At 33.1% G+C, this 16946-nt stretch carries 18 protein-coding genes and 1 pseudogene; 16 read left to right on the top strand and 3 right to left on the bottom strand.

Features of this window, described 5'->3' with window-relative positions:
- Positions 1–67: 67 nt before the first annotated feature.
- Entirely contained in the window at positions 68–574 is a 507-nt protein-coding gene (locus tag BCR26_RS00310) for a tetratricopeptide repeat protein (RefSeq protein ID WP_069696963.1), read from the top strand.
- Positions 544–910: pseudogene (locus BCR26_RS18410) on the top strand (MepB family protein). The gene BCR26_RS00310 and the pseudogene BCR26_RS18410 overlap by 31 nt, the downstream one beginning before the upstream one ends.
- Before the next feature lie 122 nt (positions 911–1032).
- Here the strand turns inward: BCR26_RS18410 and BCR26_RS00300 are convergent.
- Complete coding sequence (locus BCR26_RS00300; RefSeq protein ID WP_069696961.1) at positions 1033–1650, bottom strand: 50S ribosomal protein L25/general stress protein Ctc; 618 nt, start codon at positions 1648–1650, stop codon at positions 1033–1035.
- A 288-nt stretch (positions 1651–1938) separates the two neighbouring features.
- On the opposite strand from BCR26_RS00300, the gene BCR26_RS00295 reads away from it, so the two are divergent.
- Both BCR26_RS00295 and BCR26_RS00290 read left to right on the top strand, forming a co-directional pair.
- The gene (locus BCR26_RS00295) at positions 1939–2661 is read left to right on the top strand and encodes a 16S rRNA pseudouridine(516) synthase (RefSeq protein ID WP_069696960.1); all 723 of its coding nucleotides are present in this window, start codon (positions 1939–1941) and stop codon (positions 2659–2661) included.
- A 27-nt stretch (positions 2662–2688) separates the two neighbouring features.
- The gene (locus tag BCR26_RS00290) at positions 2689–3372 is read left to right on the top strand and encodes a YjjG family noncanonical pyrimidine nucleotidase (protein ID WP_069696959.1); all 684 of its coding nucleotides are present in this window, start codon (positions 2689–2691) and stop codon (positions 3370–3372) included.
- 151 nt (positions 3373–3523) lie between these two features.
- Here BCR26_RS00290 and BCR26_RS00285 read toward each other — a convergent pair whose 3' ends face one another.
- On the bottom strand, positions 3524–3973 hold the full coding sequence (locus tag BCR26_RS00285; RefSeq protein WP_069696958.1) for a GNAT family N-acetyltransferase: 450 nt from the start codon (positions 3971–3973) through the stop codon (positions 3524–3526).
- Between the two features lie 189 nt (positions 3974–4162).
- Positions 4163–4336, bottom strand: a complete 174-nt coding sequence (locus tag BCR26_RS18645) for a hypothetical protein (RefSeq protein WP_211272268.1) — start codon at positions 4334–4336, stop codon at positions 4163–4165.
- 166 nt (positions 4337–4502) lie between these two features.
- On the opposite strand from BCR26_RS18645, the gene udk reads away from it, so the two are divergent.
- From udk to BCR26_RS00225, 12 genes are all read left to right on the top strand, one after another.
- Positions 4503–5132, top strand: coding sequence for a uridine kinase (udk, locus tag BCR26_RS00280; protein WP_069696957.1), 630 nt, complete (start codon positions 4503–4505; stop codon positions 5130–5132).
- Between the two features lie 291 nt (positions 5133–5423).
- Complete coding sequence (locus BCR26_RS00275) at positions 5424–6092, top strand: response regulator transcription factor (protein ID WP_069696956.1); 669 nt, start codon at positions 5424–5426, stop codon at positions 6090–6092.
- Entirely contained in the window at positions 6083–7162 is a 1080-nt protein-coding gene (locus BCR26_RS00270) for a sensor histidine kinase (RefSeq protein ID WP_069696955.1), read from the top strand. The genes BCR26_RS00275 and BCR26_RS00270 overlap by 10 nt, the downstream gene beginning before the upstream one ends.
- A 112-nt stretch (positions 7163–7274) precedes the next feature.
- Positions 7275–8606 carry an ABC transporter permease gene (locus BCR26_RS00265; RefSeq protein ID WP_069696954.1) on the top strand — a complete coding sequence of 444 codons (1332 nt, stop codon included), beginning with the start codon at positions 7275–7277 and terminating at the stop codon, positions 8604–8606.
- Between the two features lie 32 nt (positions 8607–8638).
- Complete coding sequence (locus BCR26_RS00260) at positions 8639–9265, top strand: ATP-binding cassette domain-containing protein (protein WP_211272267.1); 627 nt, start codon at positions 8639–8641, stop codon at positions 9263–9265.
- A gap of 77 nt (positions 9266–9342) precedes the next feature.
- Entirely contained in the window at positions 9343–10815 is a 1473-nt protein-coding gene (locus BCR26_RS00255) for an FtsX-like permease family protein (protein WP_069696952.1), read from the top strand.
- Positions 10816–10828: 13 nt separating this feature from the next.
- Complete coding sequence (locus BCR26_RS00250) at positions 10829–11503, top strand: ABC transporter ATP-binding protein (protein WP_069696951.1); 675 nt, start codon at positions 10829–10831, stop codon at positions 11501–11503.
- On the top strand, positions 11496–12992 hold the full coding sequence (locus tag BCR26_RS00245) for a PASTA domain-containing protein (RefSeq protein WP_069696950.1): 1497 nt from the start codon (positions 11496–11498) through the stop codon (positions 12990–12992). The genes BCR26_RS00250 and BCR26_RS00245 overlap by 8 nt, the downstream gene beginning before the upstream one ends.
- A 327-nt stretch (positions 12993–13319) precedes the next feature.
- A complete protein-coding gene (locus BCR26_RS00240) occupies positions 13320–14171 on the top strand; it encodes an AraC family transcriptional regulator (RefSeq protein ID WP_069696949.1) in 852 nt (283 codons plus the stop codon).
- 608 nt (positions 14172–14779) lie between these two features.
- Complete coding sequence (locus BCR26_RS00235; protein WP_069696948.1) at positions 14780–15121, top strand: type II toxin-antitoxin system PemK/MazF family toxin; 342 nt, start codon at positions 14780–14782, stop codon at positions 15119–15121.
- A 307-nt stretch (positions 15122–15428) separates the two neighbouring features.
- Positions 15429–16394, top strand: a complete 966-nt coding sequence (locus tag BCR26_RS00230) for a Gfo/Idh/MocA family protein (protein ID WP_069696947.1) — start codon at positions 15429–15431, stop codon at positions 16392–16394.
- A gap of 10 nt (positions 16395–16404) precedes the next feature.
- Entirely contained in the window at positions 16405–16905 is a 501-nt protein-coding gene (locus BCR26_RS00225; RefSeq protein ID WP_069696946.1) for a GNAT family N-acetyltransferase, read from the top strand.
- The last annotated feature ends 41 nt before the right edge of the window (positions 16906–16946 follow it).

Here is a 16946-nt window from a genome sequence, read left to right as displayed (position 1 = left end):
TACCTGAAATAAATGTGTTGAAATACTAGAATTTCTGATTAAAATAGTTTAGAAAGAGGGCAAAAAAATGACGGAACAGTTAAGCAAAGCTTTATCTTTAAGAAAAGCAGAAAAGTTAGAAGAATCAAATCAACTATTGCTTGAGTTACTAGAAAGTACACCAAGTGACCCTTACTTAAACTACCAAGTAGCATGGAGTTTTGATGTAATGGGGAAAGAAACAGAAGCAATTCCATTTTATGAGCAAGCAATTCATTTGGGCTTGATTGGTGCTGACTTGGAAGGAGCATATCTGGGTTTAGGTAGCACCTATCGATCAATCGGCAGTTATCATGAAGCAGAAAAAATTTTCCTAAAAGGAATGGAAGAATTTCCTACAAACAACGCTTTAAAAGGCTTTTATGCAATGGTTCTATATAATCTTAAACGTTATTCTGAGGCGATGAACATTGTTTTGAACTTGCTAGCGACGACTTCTAATGATGAAAAAATTAAAGAGTATCAAAAGGCAATTCAGTTTTATTCAGATAAATTAGATGAAACATGGTTAGAGGATGGAACAATGCTAGACTAATTATCCAGAAAGGAAACAAGGAAGTAGTAGAATCATTAAAACGATTAAAAAAAGAGTTTGGTGTGTTTGAAATTATTAGGTATGAAAATTTGAATCAGTCTTACGAAGGCTTGCTGTTAGCTACTGGCAATAATGAGTTGAGGGTAAGAAGTAGACTTGCTAAGAAGACGCTGAAAAAGAGGGCTATTTTGTGGCTTTTTGGGAAAGAAATGACTGTCAAAAAAATCAACTGGAAAAATGGCGATGCGAGTGTATCCTCCCTGGTGTGTAGAAGTGAATAAAACAGCTAATGAGACTCAGAAATGGCAAGGACAATATTTTAAGAATTACTCCTAACGTTTCTTGTTGCAATTTAGCTAGAAAAAAAACTAGGATATTCGTTCCAGATTCTGGCGAATATTCTAGTTTTTTATAGTAGCTAGAGCTAGCTATTTATTTAAATTAAAAAATATTTTTGATTATTTTTCTTTCTCTTTTTCTCCAATGACTTCTGGTTCAGGAGCGTCAGCACTTACTTCTTCGCTTCCAGATTGCGCTTCAGTAACCGCAACAATTTGTTCTTCACCATCAGTTACGATTGTATAGTCTTTATTAACAGGTAAATCAGCAATTACAAGTGAATCACCAATCGCCATTTCTGTGATATCGACTTCAACACGTTCTGGTAATTTGTCAGGTGTTGCTGAAACAAGGACATTGTATAAGTTTTGTGTAAGAACGCCACCAACTTTAACCCCTTTAGATTCACCGATAAGAACGATTTCTGCTTCAACTTCAGTTTCTTCGTTCATATTTACAGCTAGAAATTCAACGTGTTCAATTTCACTTGTAAATGTGTTTAATTGGGCTTTATACATCAATGTATTAATTTTTTTGCCGCCAACAGTCATGGAAATAACAGCGTTCACACCATGCTCTCTTAACGTTTTTGTTAATTCTTTTTCATTTACAGAGATTGGAGTGCTTTCGATCTGGTAACCATAGACAACCGCAGGAACTTGACCAGAGTGACGTAACTGTTTTCTTAATGAACGTGGACGGACAGCTCTTTCTTTGACTTCTAATGATACTGACATAACCTAAATTCCTCCTTAAGTGAGTGAATTTATTTTAGTTTAACTTCAAAATACAACCTACATGAAAATAAAAAATCCCGAATAATTGTGCACAATTATCCAGGGAAAAATTCATATAGTACCTTATTCTCTCCCAGGTCATTACGCTGATTTTGAGAAACTTTATTCACTTCTTATATACAACCATACCTCTAATCAAAATTTAAGTCAAGGAATTAAAGGAAAAGTATTTATTTTTGACTATTTGTGATGTATAATAAAAAGTTATCGAAATAGTGAGGAGATATCATGCGATTAGATAAGCTATTGGAACATGAAAACTTCGGTTCTAGGAAAAAAGTAAAAAGACTAATTCGAAGTAAAAAAGTCAAGATTGATGGTAAAGTAGTCACTTGTGAAAATCAGAATGTAGACGCTCAACTGCAAGAAATTACTGTGGAAGACACTGTAATCACTCAAAAAACACATGAATATTTTATGCTGAATAAACCACAAGGCGTGGTCACAGCTGTTCATGATAAAGACCACCAAACTGTAGTTGATTTAATTAAGGAAGAAGATTATCGTCAGAAACTTTATCCAGTTGGTCGATTGGATAGAGATACCGAAGGACTGCTTTTAATCACTGATAACGGCCAACTAGGTTATCAACTATTACTTCCTCATAAAAATGTTACTAAGCGTTACGAAGTTATTGTGAATGAGCGACTAAACGACGAAGATGTAAAGTCCTTTCAAGAAGGAATTGTTTTTCATGGCGGTGAGTGTTGTAAACCAGCAGTTCTGAGTATTTTATCCACATCTGATAACGAAAGTCGCGCGTATTTAGATATTGATGAAGGGAAATTTCATCAAGTAAAAAAAATGTTTTTGTCTGTCGGCAAAAAAGTGACGTTTCTTAAACGATTGAAAATGGGTCCCATTGAATTGGATCAGCAGTTAAAACCGGGAGAATATCGGCGATTAACACCGAAAGAATTAGAAACATTACTGCCTTATTTTTATAAATAGAAATGAAAGTAGAGAGGATGCAACTAAATGAAATTTAAGACATTACTTTTTGATGTAGACGACACATTGTTAGATTTTCAATTGGCAGAAAAAAAAGCTCTAAAAGCTCTTTTTGAAGAAGAAAATATTTCTTTAACGGCAACGATTGAAGCTACCTATAAAAAGATTAATCATCAACTATGGTCCGATTTTGAAATCGGAAAAATCGGGAAAGAAGTGGTTATAGATACAAGATTTAAAAGACTGTTTGAAGAGCTAGGTAGAGATGTGGACGGGAAAAAGATGGATGAAAAATATCGATATCATTTAAGCCGCGGACATGATTTACTTGGAAATAGTAAGCAGATTATTGAAGAACTTCAGCCCCATTATGACTTATATATTGTGACAAATGGTGTTGCAGAAACACAATATCCTCGCTTAGAAGCGTCCAAATTGTTGCCTCTTTTTAAAGATACCTTCGTTTCAGAAGAAGTAGGTTATCAAAAACCAATGAAAGAATATTTTGATTATGTTTTTGAACGAATACCTAATTTTGAACCTGAAAAAACCTTGATAGTGGGGGATTCGTTAACTTCTGATATTAAAGGAGGAAACATGGCGAAGATTAAAACCGCCTGGCTCAATCCCAAAAAATTAGCAGCGATTGAAGGGATTCAACCAGATTATACTATGACGAAATTGGAAGATATTTTTTCAATCTTACACTAAACGGCTTCAATTTTGACCAAACTATACAGGCACTTTCGTCAACTGAATGAAACATGTTCAGTTGATTGAGGTGTTTTCTATTTATAAATTAGTATTAGATTGTACAAAATTAATCAAAAATAAGTAAGAGAAGCCAGAAAGTTATCTTCTCTTACAGGTCCAAACTTAGACGAACCATATCTTTAAGGATTAAACCATTTTCAACAATTTCTTCCTCATAATGTCTAATGAAGAAATCTTTATCGATCGAAGTCATTCGAAAACCCATTTTTTGATAGAGATAAAGTTGAGGGAATCCAGTACTACTTGTGCCAATCTCAATTGTTTGATAGTTTTCTTTTTTTGCATACTCTAAAGCGAAAGCTAATAATTTTTGACCAATTCCTTCTCCTTGGAACGCAGGATGAACAGCAATATTAACGATTTCTAAGGTTTCAGGTCGAGTTGGTAGTAGCACGATGATTCCTAGTAAGTGATTTTGAGCAATCTCAAAAACAATGCCTCGCTTCACATAATCATTGACTAACTTTTTTGCAGGATCAGCTAAAAGTAATAGCTCATAGTGGGGGGCAGTAATCGTTGTTATTTTCTTAATGTTCATAAAATCTTTCTCCTTCCTAAAGCAGACTATAGCATAAAATTTAACTATATTAAACCGAGCCAATTTATAAAATAATTTTGATTCTAAAAATATTTTACCATAAGTCATCTATCGATTAGGATGTGTTTGTTCACTAATATTTCATAAAAATAGATACGAAACAACGTTTCATACTCTAGTCCAGCTAATTCAAAAAAGAGGCGCTTTCAAAGGACCAGCGGAACTATCAGCAGTTATTGCCAGTAACCGTACCAAGAATCCAATGTGAGTTACTTGGGCTTGCTCTTTATTTAGCTCAAATGTTAAGTTTGAGCGTCCGAATATCTGATCGTCAGGTTCAGAGCTTCCATTTTTTACCGGCAATAAATGCTAGTAGTGGATTCTAGTCTTTTTTTAATTTGCGATTTAGTGTAATTTGAGAAGGGAAGTTATGTTTTGAGGTAGAGAAAGTAGTAGATTTCTTTTGAGTTTTCATTATAATAGAACAAGGAGCATAAAAGCTGAGTACATAGAAAGAAGGGTTTGTTGGATGAAAGAGAAACGACCGATTGTTATAGGGGTTACTGGAGGATCTGGTAGCGGCAAGACAAGTGTTAGCCGAGCAATTTTCAATCAGTTTCCAGATCATTCTATAATGATGTTGGAGCATGATTCTTATTATAAAGATCAAAGTCATTTAAGTTTTGAGGAACGTTTAACGACCAATTACGATCATCCTTTTGCTTTTGATACAGATTTGTTAATTGAACATCTAAAACAATTACTTAATTACCAAACGATTGAGAAGCCAGTTTATGACTACGTTGCACATACAAGAAGTACAGAAACCATTATTCAAGAACCTAAAGAAGTCATTATTTTAGAAGGTATTTTAATTCTGGAAGATCCTCGTTTAAGAGAATTGATGGATATTAAGCTTTACGTAGATACTGATGATGATATTCGAATTATTCGTCGTATTAAGCGAGATATGGATGAACGAGGAAGAACGTTAGATTCTGTTATTGATCAATATTTAAGTGTAGTTAAACCGATGTATCACCAATTTATTGAACCAACGAAACGTTATGCAGATATTGTCGTTCCAGAAGGTGGAGAAAATCATGTGGCAATTGATTTAATTACAACGAAAGTAGCAAGCATTTTAAGTGAGAGATAAATAGTTAAAGAAAAAACTTATTTTGTTCATATTCATTTTTATACTGTTATTTTAATCGATTATATTTAGGGAGCTTAGATTTTTTCTAAGCTCTTTTTATTATTTTAAATCTAATTTTTATATAGATTTTTGATATGGAAGTTGAAAATGTATATCAAGATTTTTTATAAGGATATTCGTTATTTTATTGTAGATTTTATTGGAGGAGATTAGCATTAGAGATTGGACAGAAGGAACAGTCTTATAGTATCTTATGGAGGAAATGGTAAGCGTTAGTAAGGAGAGACATGCATGAGAATTTTAATTATTGAGGACAATAAAGAGTTAGCTCTGTCTGTAAAAAAAGGGTTAGAACGAGAAAACTTTTCAGTTGATTTAGCTTTTTCAGGTCTTGATGGTGAAGAAAAAGCTTATGTAAATACGTATGATGCAATTTTATTAGATTTGAATTTACCTGATAAAGATGGGCTTTCAATTTTAAACTTTTTAAGAGAGTCAACGATAAATGTTCCAGTCATTATTATTACCGCGAGAGATGAAATCGAAGAACGGGCAAAAGGATTAGATTTTGGCGCGGATGACTATTTAGTAAAACCGTTTGAGTTGTTAGAATTGACGGCAAGAATTCGAGCTGTAGTGCGCCGTTTTCACGGGAGGACGTCTCCTTATATTCAAATTGAACAATTAAAAATTAATCCTGTTAGTCGTTTTGTTAGCTATAAAGAGAAAGAAATTTTTTTAAAGCCTAAAGAGTTTGATATATTATTGTGCATCGCGCAACAACACCCGGCTGTTGTTTCAACAGAACAAATTGCCGAACATGTCTATGATGAAAGCTTTGATCCGTTTTCTTCGGTATTAAGAGTACATATCGCACGTTTAAAGAAAAAACTAGCTGAAGCGGCTAAAAAAGAGTTATTAACAACGATTCGTGCAAAGGGGTATCAATTATGCGAATAAATTACAAAATTGGTTTCGTTATTTTTGTTTTTTCTCTATTAATAACGGCAGCAATCATTGGTGGTTTTTTTATCTTAAGGAATAATTTTAGCATGTTAAATATTGGTGAGTCTCTAGGGAGTCAAATTGTAGTAACAAGCGAACTAAAAGGCAATGAATCGATGCAAGAAAATTTATCTGCATTCAATGTGGAGTCAATTAGTGGAAAGACATTAGATGATACCTATTTAAACGGCTTGCTGAAATTTCTACCTTCTATTATTTTGGCGGTATGTACAGTAATTATCGGGCTAACTTTGTTACTTTGGTTAATTTTAAGAAGGATCTATTCCAATCAAATGTTAAGCATTATCCATGATTTAAAGTTCATTGAGAATTTTTCTAAAAAAAATATCCAAGATGAAACAGTAGCAAAAGCTTTTGAACAATTAAAAGGAAAGTTTGATGGAAATTTGGATGATTATAAACGACTAAGTAGTTATCTGACTCATGAGCAAAAAAATGCCATTGCAATTTTAAGAGCAAATTTAGAATTAGAAGAGAACGAGACAGGGAATATCAAAATTTTAGATCGTTTAACTGACAGTATTGATGACATTTTGACATTATCAAATAACACAGGTAATCAAGTAAGCGAAACAGTAGATGTTTCTTTAGTTTGTGCTGAAGTTTGTGATATCTATCGAAAATCATATCCGGCTCTAAACTTTCAATTTGACGAAACAGAGACAACTCTAATTTATGGGAGAGATCGTTGGATTTATCGTGCCGTTTCCAATTTAGTGGATAATGCAGTTAAATATGGTGAGAACAAAGCGATTGATGTTTCAGTAGCAAAGAAAAAGGGCAGCATCATTGTAAAAATAAAGGATCGAGGAAAAGGAATTGAACCAACTGTTCAGGCCAATATTTTTAATCATAAATATCGAATAAATGGTTTGAAGCAAGATGGCTATGGAATAGGTTTATCTGTCGTTTCTCATGTTTGTGACTTATGTCAGGGCTTTGTTTACGTAGATAGCGAGAAGGGACGGGGTTCTACTTTCTATTTAACTTTTCCAAGTTTATAAAATTATAAGGTGAGGAAGTGGTGGAGGTTAGAAATGGCCATCACTTTTTTTGTTAACATTCAATTAACAATCCATTTGGTATTGTTATGGTACAGGAGGAGAGACAAGGAATATGTACATGATTAAGCATGCTTTCTTAAACTTTTGGAGAGATAAACGGAAAAATATATTTATGGGTCTTTTTTTAACTTTTTTCTTTTTTTTACTAGTGAATATTGGCATGATTCATACAGCACTGAAATCAATGATTGCTAACTACGAGGATAAGCTTAGCTATAATGTTCGATTAATCCCCACCTATATGCCAAATAAGATAACAGAACAGCTAACAGAGGAACAATACCTAGAGTACGAAAAGTCAGATTTTGTTGAAAAGATGACCCTCACAGCGGCAATTTCTGTTACTTTAGAAAATTTAAAAGCGTCCGATACACAACCTATTGTGAAAGTAAATCAAGGAGAAAAAGGGGAGACTCAATATTCAACGATCAATCAACAAAATAATCCAGCAATCCTTTCTGCTTCAATCAATGGAAAAAAAGAAAATCAATTTTCCACAAACTCCAGGGAACTATTAAAAGGAAGCTCCAAGCTGGCTTTAAATGAATGCTTAATTAGTGAGGACTTGGCTAAACGAAATAAGCTAGAAATCGGTAGCAAAATTTTTGTACAACTTCCTAAAGATAACACCTTTATTCGAGAAGAATTAGTCGTTGCTGGGATAGTGAAAGAAAAATTATCAGTGCCTGTTTCAGAAATGGAACAATACAAACAAGAAGAACTTATTACAAATTATGATACGTTGAAAAAAATGCAAACCTCTCTAAATAATTATGCGATAGATGTCGTTTACCATTTAAAAAAAGCGGGGACAGTTAATCAATTTGAAAAGGAACTACAAGAAAAAGGGTTACCTGAACAATTTAAAGTGGTGTCAGATAAAGACACAGCTCGTCAAGTCTTGGTGCCCTTTAAAAGTAAAGAAGATATTGCCTTTACATTATTAATGAGTGTTTTCATTTTTGGAATGGTCTTGCTGTTACTTGTATCAACAATGTTTACCAAAAAAAGACTCAGTGATATCTATACCTTGATGAGTTTCGGGATGAATAAAAGAAAAATTTTCTGTTCTAAATTTATAGAAAAATTCTTTTTGAGCGTATGCTGTCTATTAATCGGTCTACTGTTAAGCCAAGTAACGCAAGCCGTTGTTAACAATAGTTTAATGAATTGGATCGATCAATTGATTGCTGAAAATTTTTACTTATTGGTAAGTTACAACCTACCTATGACAAAAGTTCCTCTAACACTGGATAGAGAGACGTTAAAAATAGTAGCAACAAGTTTAGGCTTATTTTTAATTACTTCTGGAATAAGTGAAAGTTATCAAATTTGGGTATTTAATCCAACAAAATTTTTACTAGAAGGGAAATCAAGTGAATGACTATTCTCTCGTTAAAAAAAGTCAGTTATGAAATGAAAACTGAAAAAGAAGCGTTGCTAAATCAAACAAGTATCGATTTCTTGGCTGGAAAAACCTATTGTATTCTTAGTAAAAATAGGTTTGAAAAAGCAGGGTTGTTGGCTGTAATTGCGGGTTATACTGATTGTACTTCTGGAACTGTTGAGTTTGAAAATCAGCCCTTAAAAAAAATAACTAAGGAAGATTATCGAGGAAAGCAGGTAGGATTGATTCTCCAAAAAAATAATTTTTTACCTTACTTCTCAATCATTGAAAATTTACAACTATGTTCAAATAGTCTTCAGTCAAAAAGAAAACCAAAAAGTGAACTCTATAAGTTATTGAAAAGTGTCGGTATAGAACAGAAACTTGCTGGTACGCAAATAAAAAAGTTATCTAATATAAATCAGCAAAAAGCTTGCTTAGTTAAAGCGATAGTAAATAATCCTAAAGTTATTTTAGTAGAAGAACCGTTACTTACATTGAGTGAAATCCCTTTGGAGGTATCCTTTGAATATTTAAAAGATTATGCGGAAAATCAGAATAGCTGTGTGATTATATTATCAAAGTCTAATTTTGTTGCGAAATATGCAGATGAAATCTGGGGACTAAATGGTGGTAAGTTAAGTTTTATTAAATAGAGGAACTTACCAGTCAACGGTAGTAAAATTCAAAGTTAAAAAGTTCAACTTAATTTTATTGAGTGGAAGGAGAAATTATGAATTATTGGAATAGAGCATTATGTAGTGTCATAAGAAGACGAGGAAAATCAATTATCCTATTTGCAGTTATTTTTATTTTAGGAAATGTAATTGCAGGCGCGATTGCGATTCAACAATCAACAGATAATGTAGAGAAGAAAATAAAAAATCAATTGGGTGCAGCCGTTACTGCCGAGATGGATATGGATAAATTAATGAAAGCGAATGAATCAGGCAGTGAAATGAAAACGCCTGAGCCTTTAAAAGAAGAGACTATCAAAAAAATTGGTGAATCTCCTTATGTAAAAGAATATGATTACAGTATTTCCGGTTATCTTGGACTAAAATCATTTAAAACCTACCAAATGGAAAAAGATAGTAACACGATAGTTTCTGGACTTAGTGGCAATAATTTGTTTCTAAAAGGTACCAATAGTAATGAACCATCAGATTTTAAAGATAAGAAAGTCAAATTAACTGAAGGGCGTCTATTTACAAAAGAAGATAAGGCTAGTGATAAGTTATTAGCCGTTATTTCTAAAACCGTAGCAGACGAGAATGGAATTAATGTTGGAGATCAAGTCATTTGGGACAGTCAATATATGAAGCCAAAAGAAGATGGCTCCACTGAAACCTATGATAGTCAAAAGCATTCGGTTGAAATTATTGGTATTTTTGAACCATTGGTCGCAGAAAAGAAGAAAGAAGATGGAGAAAAATCTAACCCAAATCAGTCATTTTTAGACATGGAGCAATTTAATACAGTCTATATGACGAATAATGGAGTAAGAGAAATTAATAAAGCGGAGTTTGAGAGAGGCAAAGAATTAGACCCGGATGCTTTTAAAGAAGCCAATGATGCAGAACAAATCACACCAATGTATACGTTGAAATCACCAGAAGATGTAGAAGCATTTAAACAAGAATCAGAACCGTTACTTCCAGAAGATTATAAAATGAACGCTTCAACAGATGAGTTTGATAAAGTGGGTGGTTCAGTTAAAAAAATGTCACAAATTTCTGGTTATGTTGTAATTTTAGCAATTGCAGCGGCATTGTTGATTATTTCTTTGGTAGTTATTTTATTCTTGCGTGATCGGAAACATGAGTTAGGCATCTATTTATCCTTAGGAGAAAAACGTAAATTAGTTATGGCGCAAGTTGTGATTGAATTGTTGTTAATCAGTGCGATTGCTATGTGTGCCTCGCTGATTACAGGAAATGTGTTAGGGAAATTAGTTTCTGAATCTTTGATTGCTAGTGATGCATTGGCTCAAGCTGAACCTGTTAGTAGTGGTGCAATAATTGTTGGGGGAAGTTCGCTTTCTTCTAATTTATCAACGGGAGATATTACGAATGCCTATGAAGTGAAATTCTCACTTAGCTATATTTTGACGTTCTTATTGGCAGGGTTAACGACCGTTTTACTATCTGCGATTTTACCTCTAACCTATGTTATGCGGTTGAATCCAAAGAAAATTATGATGTAGGAGGAAAAGTAGAATGACTATTTTAGAAACGAAGGCGGTCAATTATTTTTATCAAGATGGTGACAAACGACGAATGATTTTAAAAGATACTTCTATTGCTTTTGACCAAGGACGTTTCTACACAATCTTGGGACAATCTGGCTCCGGAAAAACAACTTTTCTTTCTTTAATTAGTGCACTAGATGTACCAAAATCAGGAGAAGTTCTTTATGAAGGAATAGACATTAGAAAAATTGGTTATGAACGATTTAGAAGAGATAAGATAAGTATTATTTTTCAAAGCTATAATTTGGTTCCGTATCTCACGGCTGTAGAAAATATTCTAGTGGCTATGTCAATTACAGACAACGAGTTACCTCCAAACCATCGAGAGGTGGCATACAATCTTTTGGATTATATAGGCATTAACAAAGCAAAAGCGGATCGATTAATTAGTCAATTATCAGGTGGAGAACAGCAAAGGGTGGCTATTGCTAGGGCTTTAGCAACAAATGTAGATGTGATTCTAGCAGATGAACCAACAGGAAACTTAGATGAGGGAATGGAACAAGAAATTGTTGATATTTTTAAAAATCTTGCTGAAGTCCATAACAAATGTGTGATTGTTGTAACCCACTCAAATGAGATTGCCCAACAATCAGATGAAACCTACTATCTCAAACAAGGCGAGTTGATGTTAAATGAGTGATTTTCTTTCAAATTTTGATAAAAAAAATTATAAAGAAACAAAAGAAAAAAAAGGACAGGTAGATTCTTTTCGGGAAGAAACCGATAAACAGGAAAAGGAATCAAAAACCTCATACGATCGTCTAGTAGAAAAAGCAGGCACAAATACTAAAAGAAGAGAACCAGCCATTGGACCTAGGAACTTAGCTGATGAACAACCTAATTCCAGTGAAAGAGAAGCAACTATAGAGGAACCACTTCCAACAAGGCGTTCTCAACTAGAAGAGGAGGTAGAAACAGATCCTACCTACTATAAGAAAAGAAAGCGCAAATTTACCCTTATTGGATTAGGGATTGCTTTAGGATTGTGTTTACTATTTTTTGCCTATTACCAAATGACTCATGTGAAGGTGCCAGATTTTATAGGAAAAGAAATTTCTGATGCTAGAACTTGGGCGACTACTAATAAAGTTAAAATTAAACTAGAACAAAGTTATGATTTAAAAAAAGAAGCCAATAAAATTATTTCGCAAAAACAAAAAGCTGGGAGTAAGATAAAAAAGGGTGCAGATTTAATCATTGAAGCCAGTTTAGGACCTGATCCAGAAGAAAAACTGCCATTACCGAATTTTATGGAAATGAGCAAAGCAGATGTTGAAAAATGGCTCAAAGATAAACAAGCAACGAATATCAACATTATTCAGGAATACAGTGATACAATTGAAAAAGGCAAGCCAATAAAATTTGAAATGGTCACTAAAGATGTTACGAATGATTCCTACAAGCGTAAAGATAAAGCAAAAATGTTTTATTCAAAAGGCAAGGAAACTTTTGAAAAAAATATTGTTGTACCAGATTTTTCTAAAAAGCCAAAAAATGAAGTAGAAAGTTGGGCGAAAAACAATAGTATAAATGTTACGTATGAGGAAGATAGTTCATCAGACATTCTTCAAGATAGCATTATTTCTCAAAGTATTGCGAAAGATGAAAAAATGGCTAAAAAAGAAAGTATGACGGTTGTGGTATCGTTAGGGAAAGGTTTTGAAGTTCCCAATTTTGCAGAGTACACACCGGAAGAAGCTGCCACAGCAGTCGAAGGATTAAAAATTTTAGCTAAGAGCGTTTATACAGTAGATGTTCCTTATGGACAACTTGTATCACAAAGTGTAGAAGCAGGTACAAAACTAACCAGTAAAGATGATTTGACGGTTAAAGTTTATTATTCTGCGGGTCAACCGTATTTGAAAGACTTAAGAGGAAGCACTGTAGAAGGCGATTTGCAAAAAATTTTCTATGATGAATATCGTGCAAAAGGGGCAAATATTCGATATGTAGTGAACTACGTTGATTCTGCAGAGCCCAAAGGAACTGTAGTTGGTATGAGTGCTCACAGTATATATGTACCGCTAGACTATACGGTCACAATTAGTATTAGTTTAGGAAATCTTGGTTCAGGAGCTCCAGCTCCACCAGATAAGCAAACAAGTGGAGAGAAACCAGAATTAGATTAAAAAGCACTTTAAAGTAGATAAGAACTGAGAGAAATATTCGCGAAGAAAGAGTTTGAGACAGAAATCGTTTTGGGGCGAGAAATTGGACCGAAAAGCGCACAATAGGCTTTATGTATTGAGTGATTTTCGGTCCAATTTCGAAGACCCAGACTTTTGACCACCGTTTATTCGGATTTAGAGGATGAAACAAAACTGATTTTTAGTTTTGTCACATCCTCTTTCTATTTTTACTTAATCGAAAGATTAATCATCTAACATTTTTGTGCAATAATAGAGAGGTAGCTACAAGTTTTTTGAAGTAGAATGATTAAATAGAGGTGAAGAGCATTGGAGTGGCTAGAACAACTGAATAAAAGTATTGATTATATCGAAGATCACTTGACCGATGATATAGATATTTCTGAAGCAGCCAAAATTGCTTACTGTTCCACATACCATTTTCAACGGATGTTTTCTTATTTAGCAGGTGTTCCGTTAGCAGAATATATTCGACGCAGAAGAGCAACTTTGGCAGCATTTGATTTACAACAAGGAGGAAAAGTGTTGGATATATCTATAAAATATGGCTATGAATCACCTACCTCTTTTACACGGGCTTTTAAAAATATTCATCAAATTGCACCAAGAGATGCGAAAAAGTCCGGTGCTTCATTAACTATTTTTCCACCACTAAAATTTTCAATTACTGTTAAAGGAGTGACTTGTATGAATTATCATATGGTGAAAAAAGATTCCTTTAGAGTTGTAGGGTATTCAGTGAAAATAGACAAAAATATGGAGAAAAACTGTGAAATTATTCCTAAGTTTTGGGATAAAGTAAGTTCTAGTGGACAACTAGAAAATCTTTGGTTATTGATGGGAGAAGAAATTCCAGGTGTGCTGGGAGTTAGAAGAGACAATGAAGTTGGTGAATGGGAGTACCTGATTGTTGTGGCAAGTAACGCCCCTCTTCAAGAAGGGATGATCGAATACGAAGTTTCCTCTGCACAATGGGCTGTGTTTGCTGACAGAGGACCAATGCCGGATGCTATTCAAAACTTACATAAAAGAATTTTTACAGAGTGGTTACCAATTTCAGGATATGAATATGCAAACGCTCCAGATATTGAGGTTTATCTTGATTCTAATCCGAAAAATTTAGCCTTTGAAGTATGGTTTCCAGTTAATGAAGAAGAATAAACTGTAAGGTTTAGCGAACTTAAAGAGAAATAATGAAACGGAGCAAACAGATAGCACTAGGACTAGTTAATTAAAGAACAGAAGGGTGGCAAGACTAAAATCAGTTTTGTGCCCTTTTTTACTGATAAAATTTGTATATTTTGAATGAAAGCCTTAAAATAGATATTATTTAAAGGTTTTAAAATAAGAATTTGATGAGAAAGTATTTTTTATTTGGAGTTGATAGTAAAAAAGACTTTTTTTTCTTTAATATAAAAATTAAATAAACTGCTAAATGGGGTTTTCTAAGAAAGTAAAAATTGGATAGATTAATATTTTTATTTTAAGCGAATTCCTTATATAATATCTACAGACAAAAGAAAAAGTACTTGGTGCAAGAGTGTTTCAGTTATTATTTGACATTAAATTAGTTTTTTAGTAAAAAAATAAAGTGATAATTAAAGGATAATCACAGTATTTTATAGAGATGATATAAGAAACAAAAAATTATAAATTTCATAGATTATCAAAGTTTTAGTCAGTGGAAGCAAAATCTTGAAAAAAATAAGAAGAATACCATGATATAATTCAATTAAGATAGTTTATGGCAAAAGGGAGTGATAAATTAGATGATGCGAAGGGGAGAAATTTTTTATGCAAATCTTTCACCTGTTGTTGGTTCTGAGCAGGGAGGGATAAGACCTGTATTGATTATTCAAAATAACAAAGGGAACTTATTTAGCCCAACTTTGATAGTTGCACCAATTACAAGAAATATTAGTAAGAAGATGCAGCCAACACAAGTAAGAGTAAATATTCCGCATGATGAAAAAATGACACCGTCACTAGTATTATTGGAACAAATTAGAACATTGGATAAAGAACGGATTCTACATAAGGTTTGCCGATTAGCCGATGTAGATATGGATAAGGTAAATCAAGCATTAAAAATAAGTGTTGGAATTCGCTAGGGTAAATGAATACATAGAAATACATAATAATCAGCAATTGGAAAAAGTGGATCAATTTGTCCACTTTTTTTCTTTTTTTGAAATTTTGTGTATCAAACTTTAAAGATGTCAGAATAATTTTTTAGTTTACTATAAACCAGTGTAGATAAATTACTTATATTCGGTTTATATTTATTATTTTAATAAGATTTCTAGTTTAATAGAAAAATATTTTAGCTAGATGTAGCCATATGTTCTTTCTTTTAATAATATACTTTGAAATCTTACTTAGTTATGAGTATAGTAAAAGAAAAAAGGAGAATTTGATATGAATAAAATTCGGTATGGCATACTAAGCACAGCTCAAATTGTTCCTAGATTTGTGGAAGGAATAAAGGCTAGCAAATGTGGAGAAGTGAGGGCTATTGCTTCGCGTTCATTAGAGAAAGCGGAAAACATGGCACAAGAATTAGGTATTCCTAAAAGTTATGGTAGCTATGAAGAACTATGCAAAGATGAAACAATCGATATTATCTATATAGCGACCTACAACAAAGGACATTTTGAGGCTGCAAAATTGGCACTCATGAATAACAAGCATGTATTGTTAGAGAAACCATTTACTTTAAAGAGCTCCCACGCCCAAGAATTATTTGAGTTGGCAGAGAAAAAGGAACTCTTTTTAATGGAAGCTCAAAAATCAGTTTTTTTACCAATTACACATAAGATTAAAAAAATTCTCCATAAGAATCAAATTGGTGCAGTTCAATGGATTCAATCAATCACTGCTTATCCAAATGTAGATCATATTTCCTGGTTCCATTCGATTGAAGCAGGAGGAGGGACGTTGCATGGATCTGGTAGTTATCCATTACAGTATATGCAATTTATTTTGAATCAGAAAATAACATCTTTTTCAGGTGTTGCAACAATTGAGCCAGGAAAAACGGATGATCAATGCAACGTTTCTCTTAAATTTAGTAATCAAGTCTTAGGCAATCTTTTTATCACAGTCAAACTAGATACGGAAAGTAAACTAACGATTTTTGCACAAAAAGGAAGAATCGAAGTTACGAATTTTTGGAAAGCGCAAAAAGCGACTGTCTTTTATGATGATGGAAAGAAAGAAGAATTAGAAGCTTTTTTTGACAGTGAATTCCAGTTTGAGTTAGATCATGTAAACGATTGTTTAAGAAAAAAATTAACAGAAAGTCCAATTATGACGAAGAGAATAACCTTAGATACGGTAGAATTAGTAGAGAGTCTATACACAAAATGGTTAAAAGAAGGATGAGTGTGGAATAATGACTATTACATTGAAAAAAATCGGAAGTTTTGAAGAAATTGAAATTCTGGAACCACTTGTGAAAGTAATTTGGGAAGAAACATTTGTTCCAATCATTGGGCAAAATCAAGTAGACTATATGTTAGAAATGTATCAATCAAAAGAAGAAATAAATCGTCAAATTCAAGCAGCAGAAGCAGAGTACTATCTCGTTTTTTATCAAGAGGAAGCGGTTGGATATACTACTTATCGAAAAGAAGAACAACGATTATTTATTAGTAAAATTTATTTATTAAGCCAATATCAAGGGATAGGAATAGCAACTGAACTTTTCAATTGGTTAGAAGAAGTGGCAAAAGAAAGTAATTTAAATAGTCTCTATCTACATGTGAATCAACAGAACAAAAAAGCCATAGCTGTTTATGAACACAAAGGTTTTGTAAACTTTGGGGAAATTGTCACGGATATTGAAGCAGGCTTCTTGATGGAAGATTTTATTTTTATAAAAAACTTAGCATGATTGCTTTTCTGTTATTTTTGTGTTAAAGTTTTAAACATGCG

Source organism: Enterococcus rivorum (assembly GCF_001742285.1).
GTDB classification, from domain to species: domain Bacteria; phylum Bacillota; class Bacilli; order Lactobacillales; family Enterococcaceae; genus Enterococcus_L; species Enterococcus_L rivorum.
Note: the sequence above shows the minus strand (reverse complement) of the source record. Positions and strands in the feature narration are given on the sequence as shown.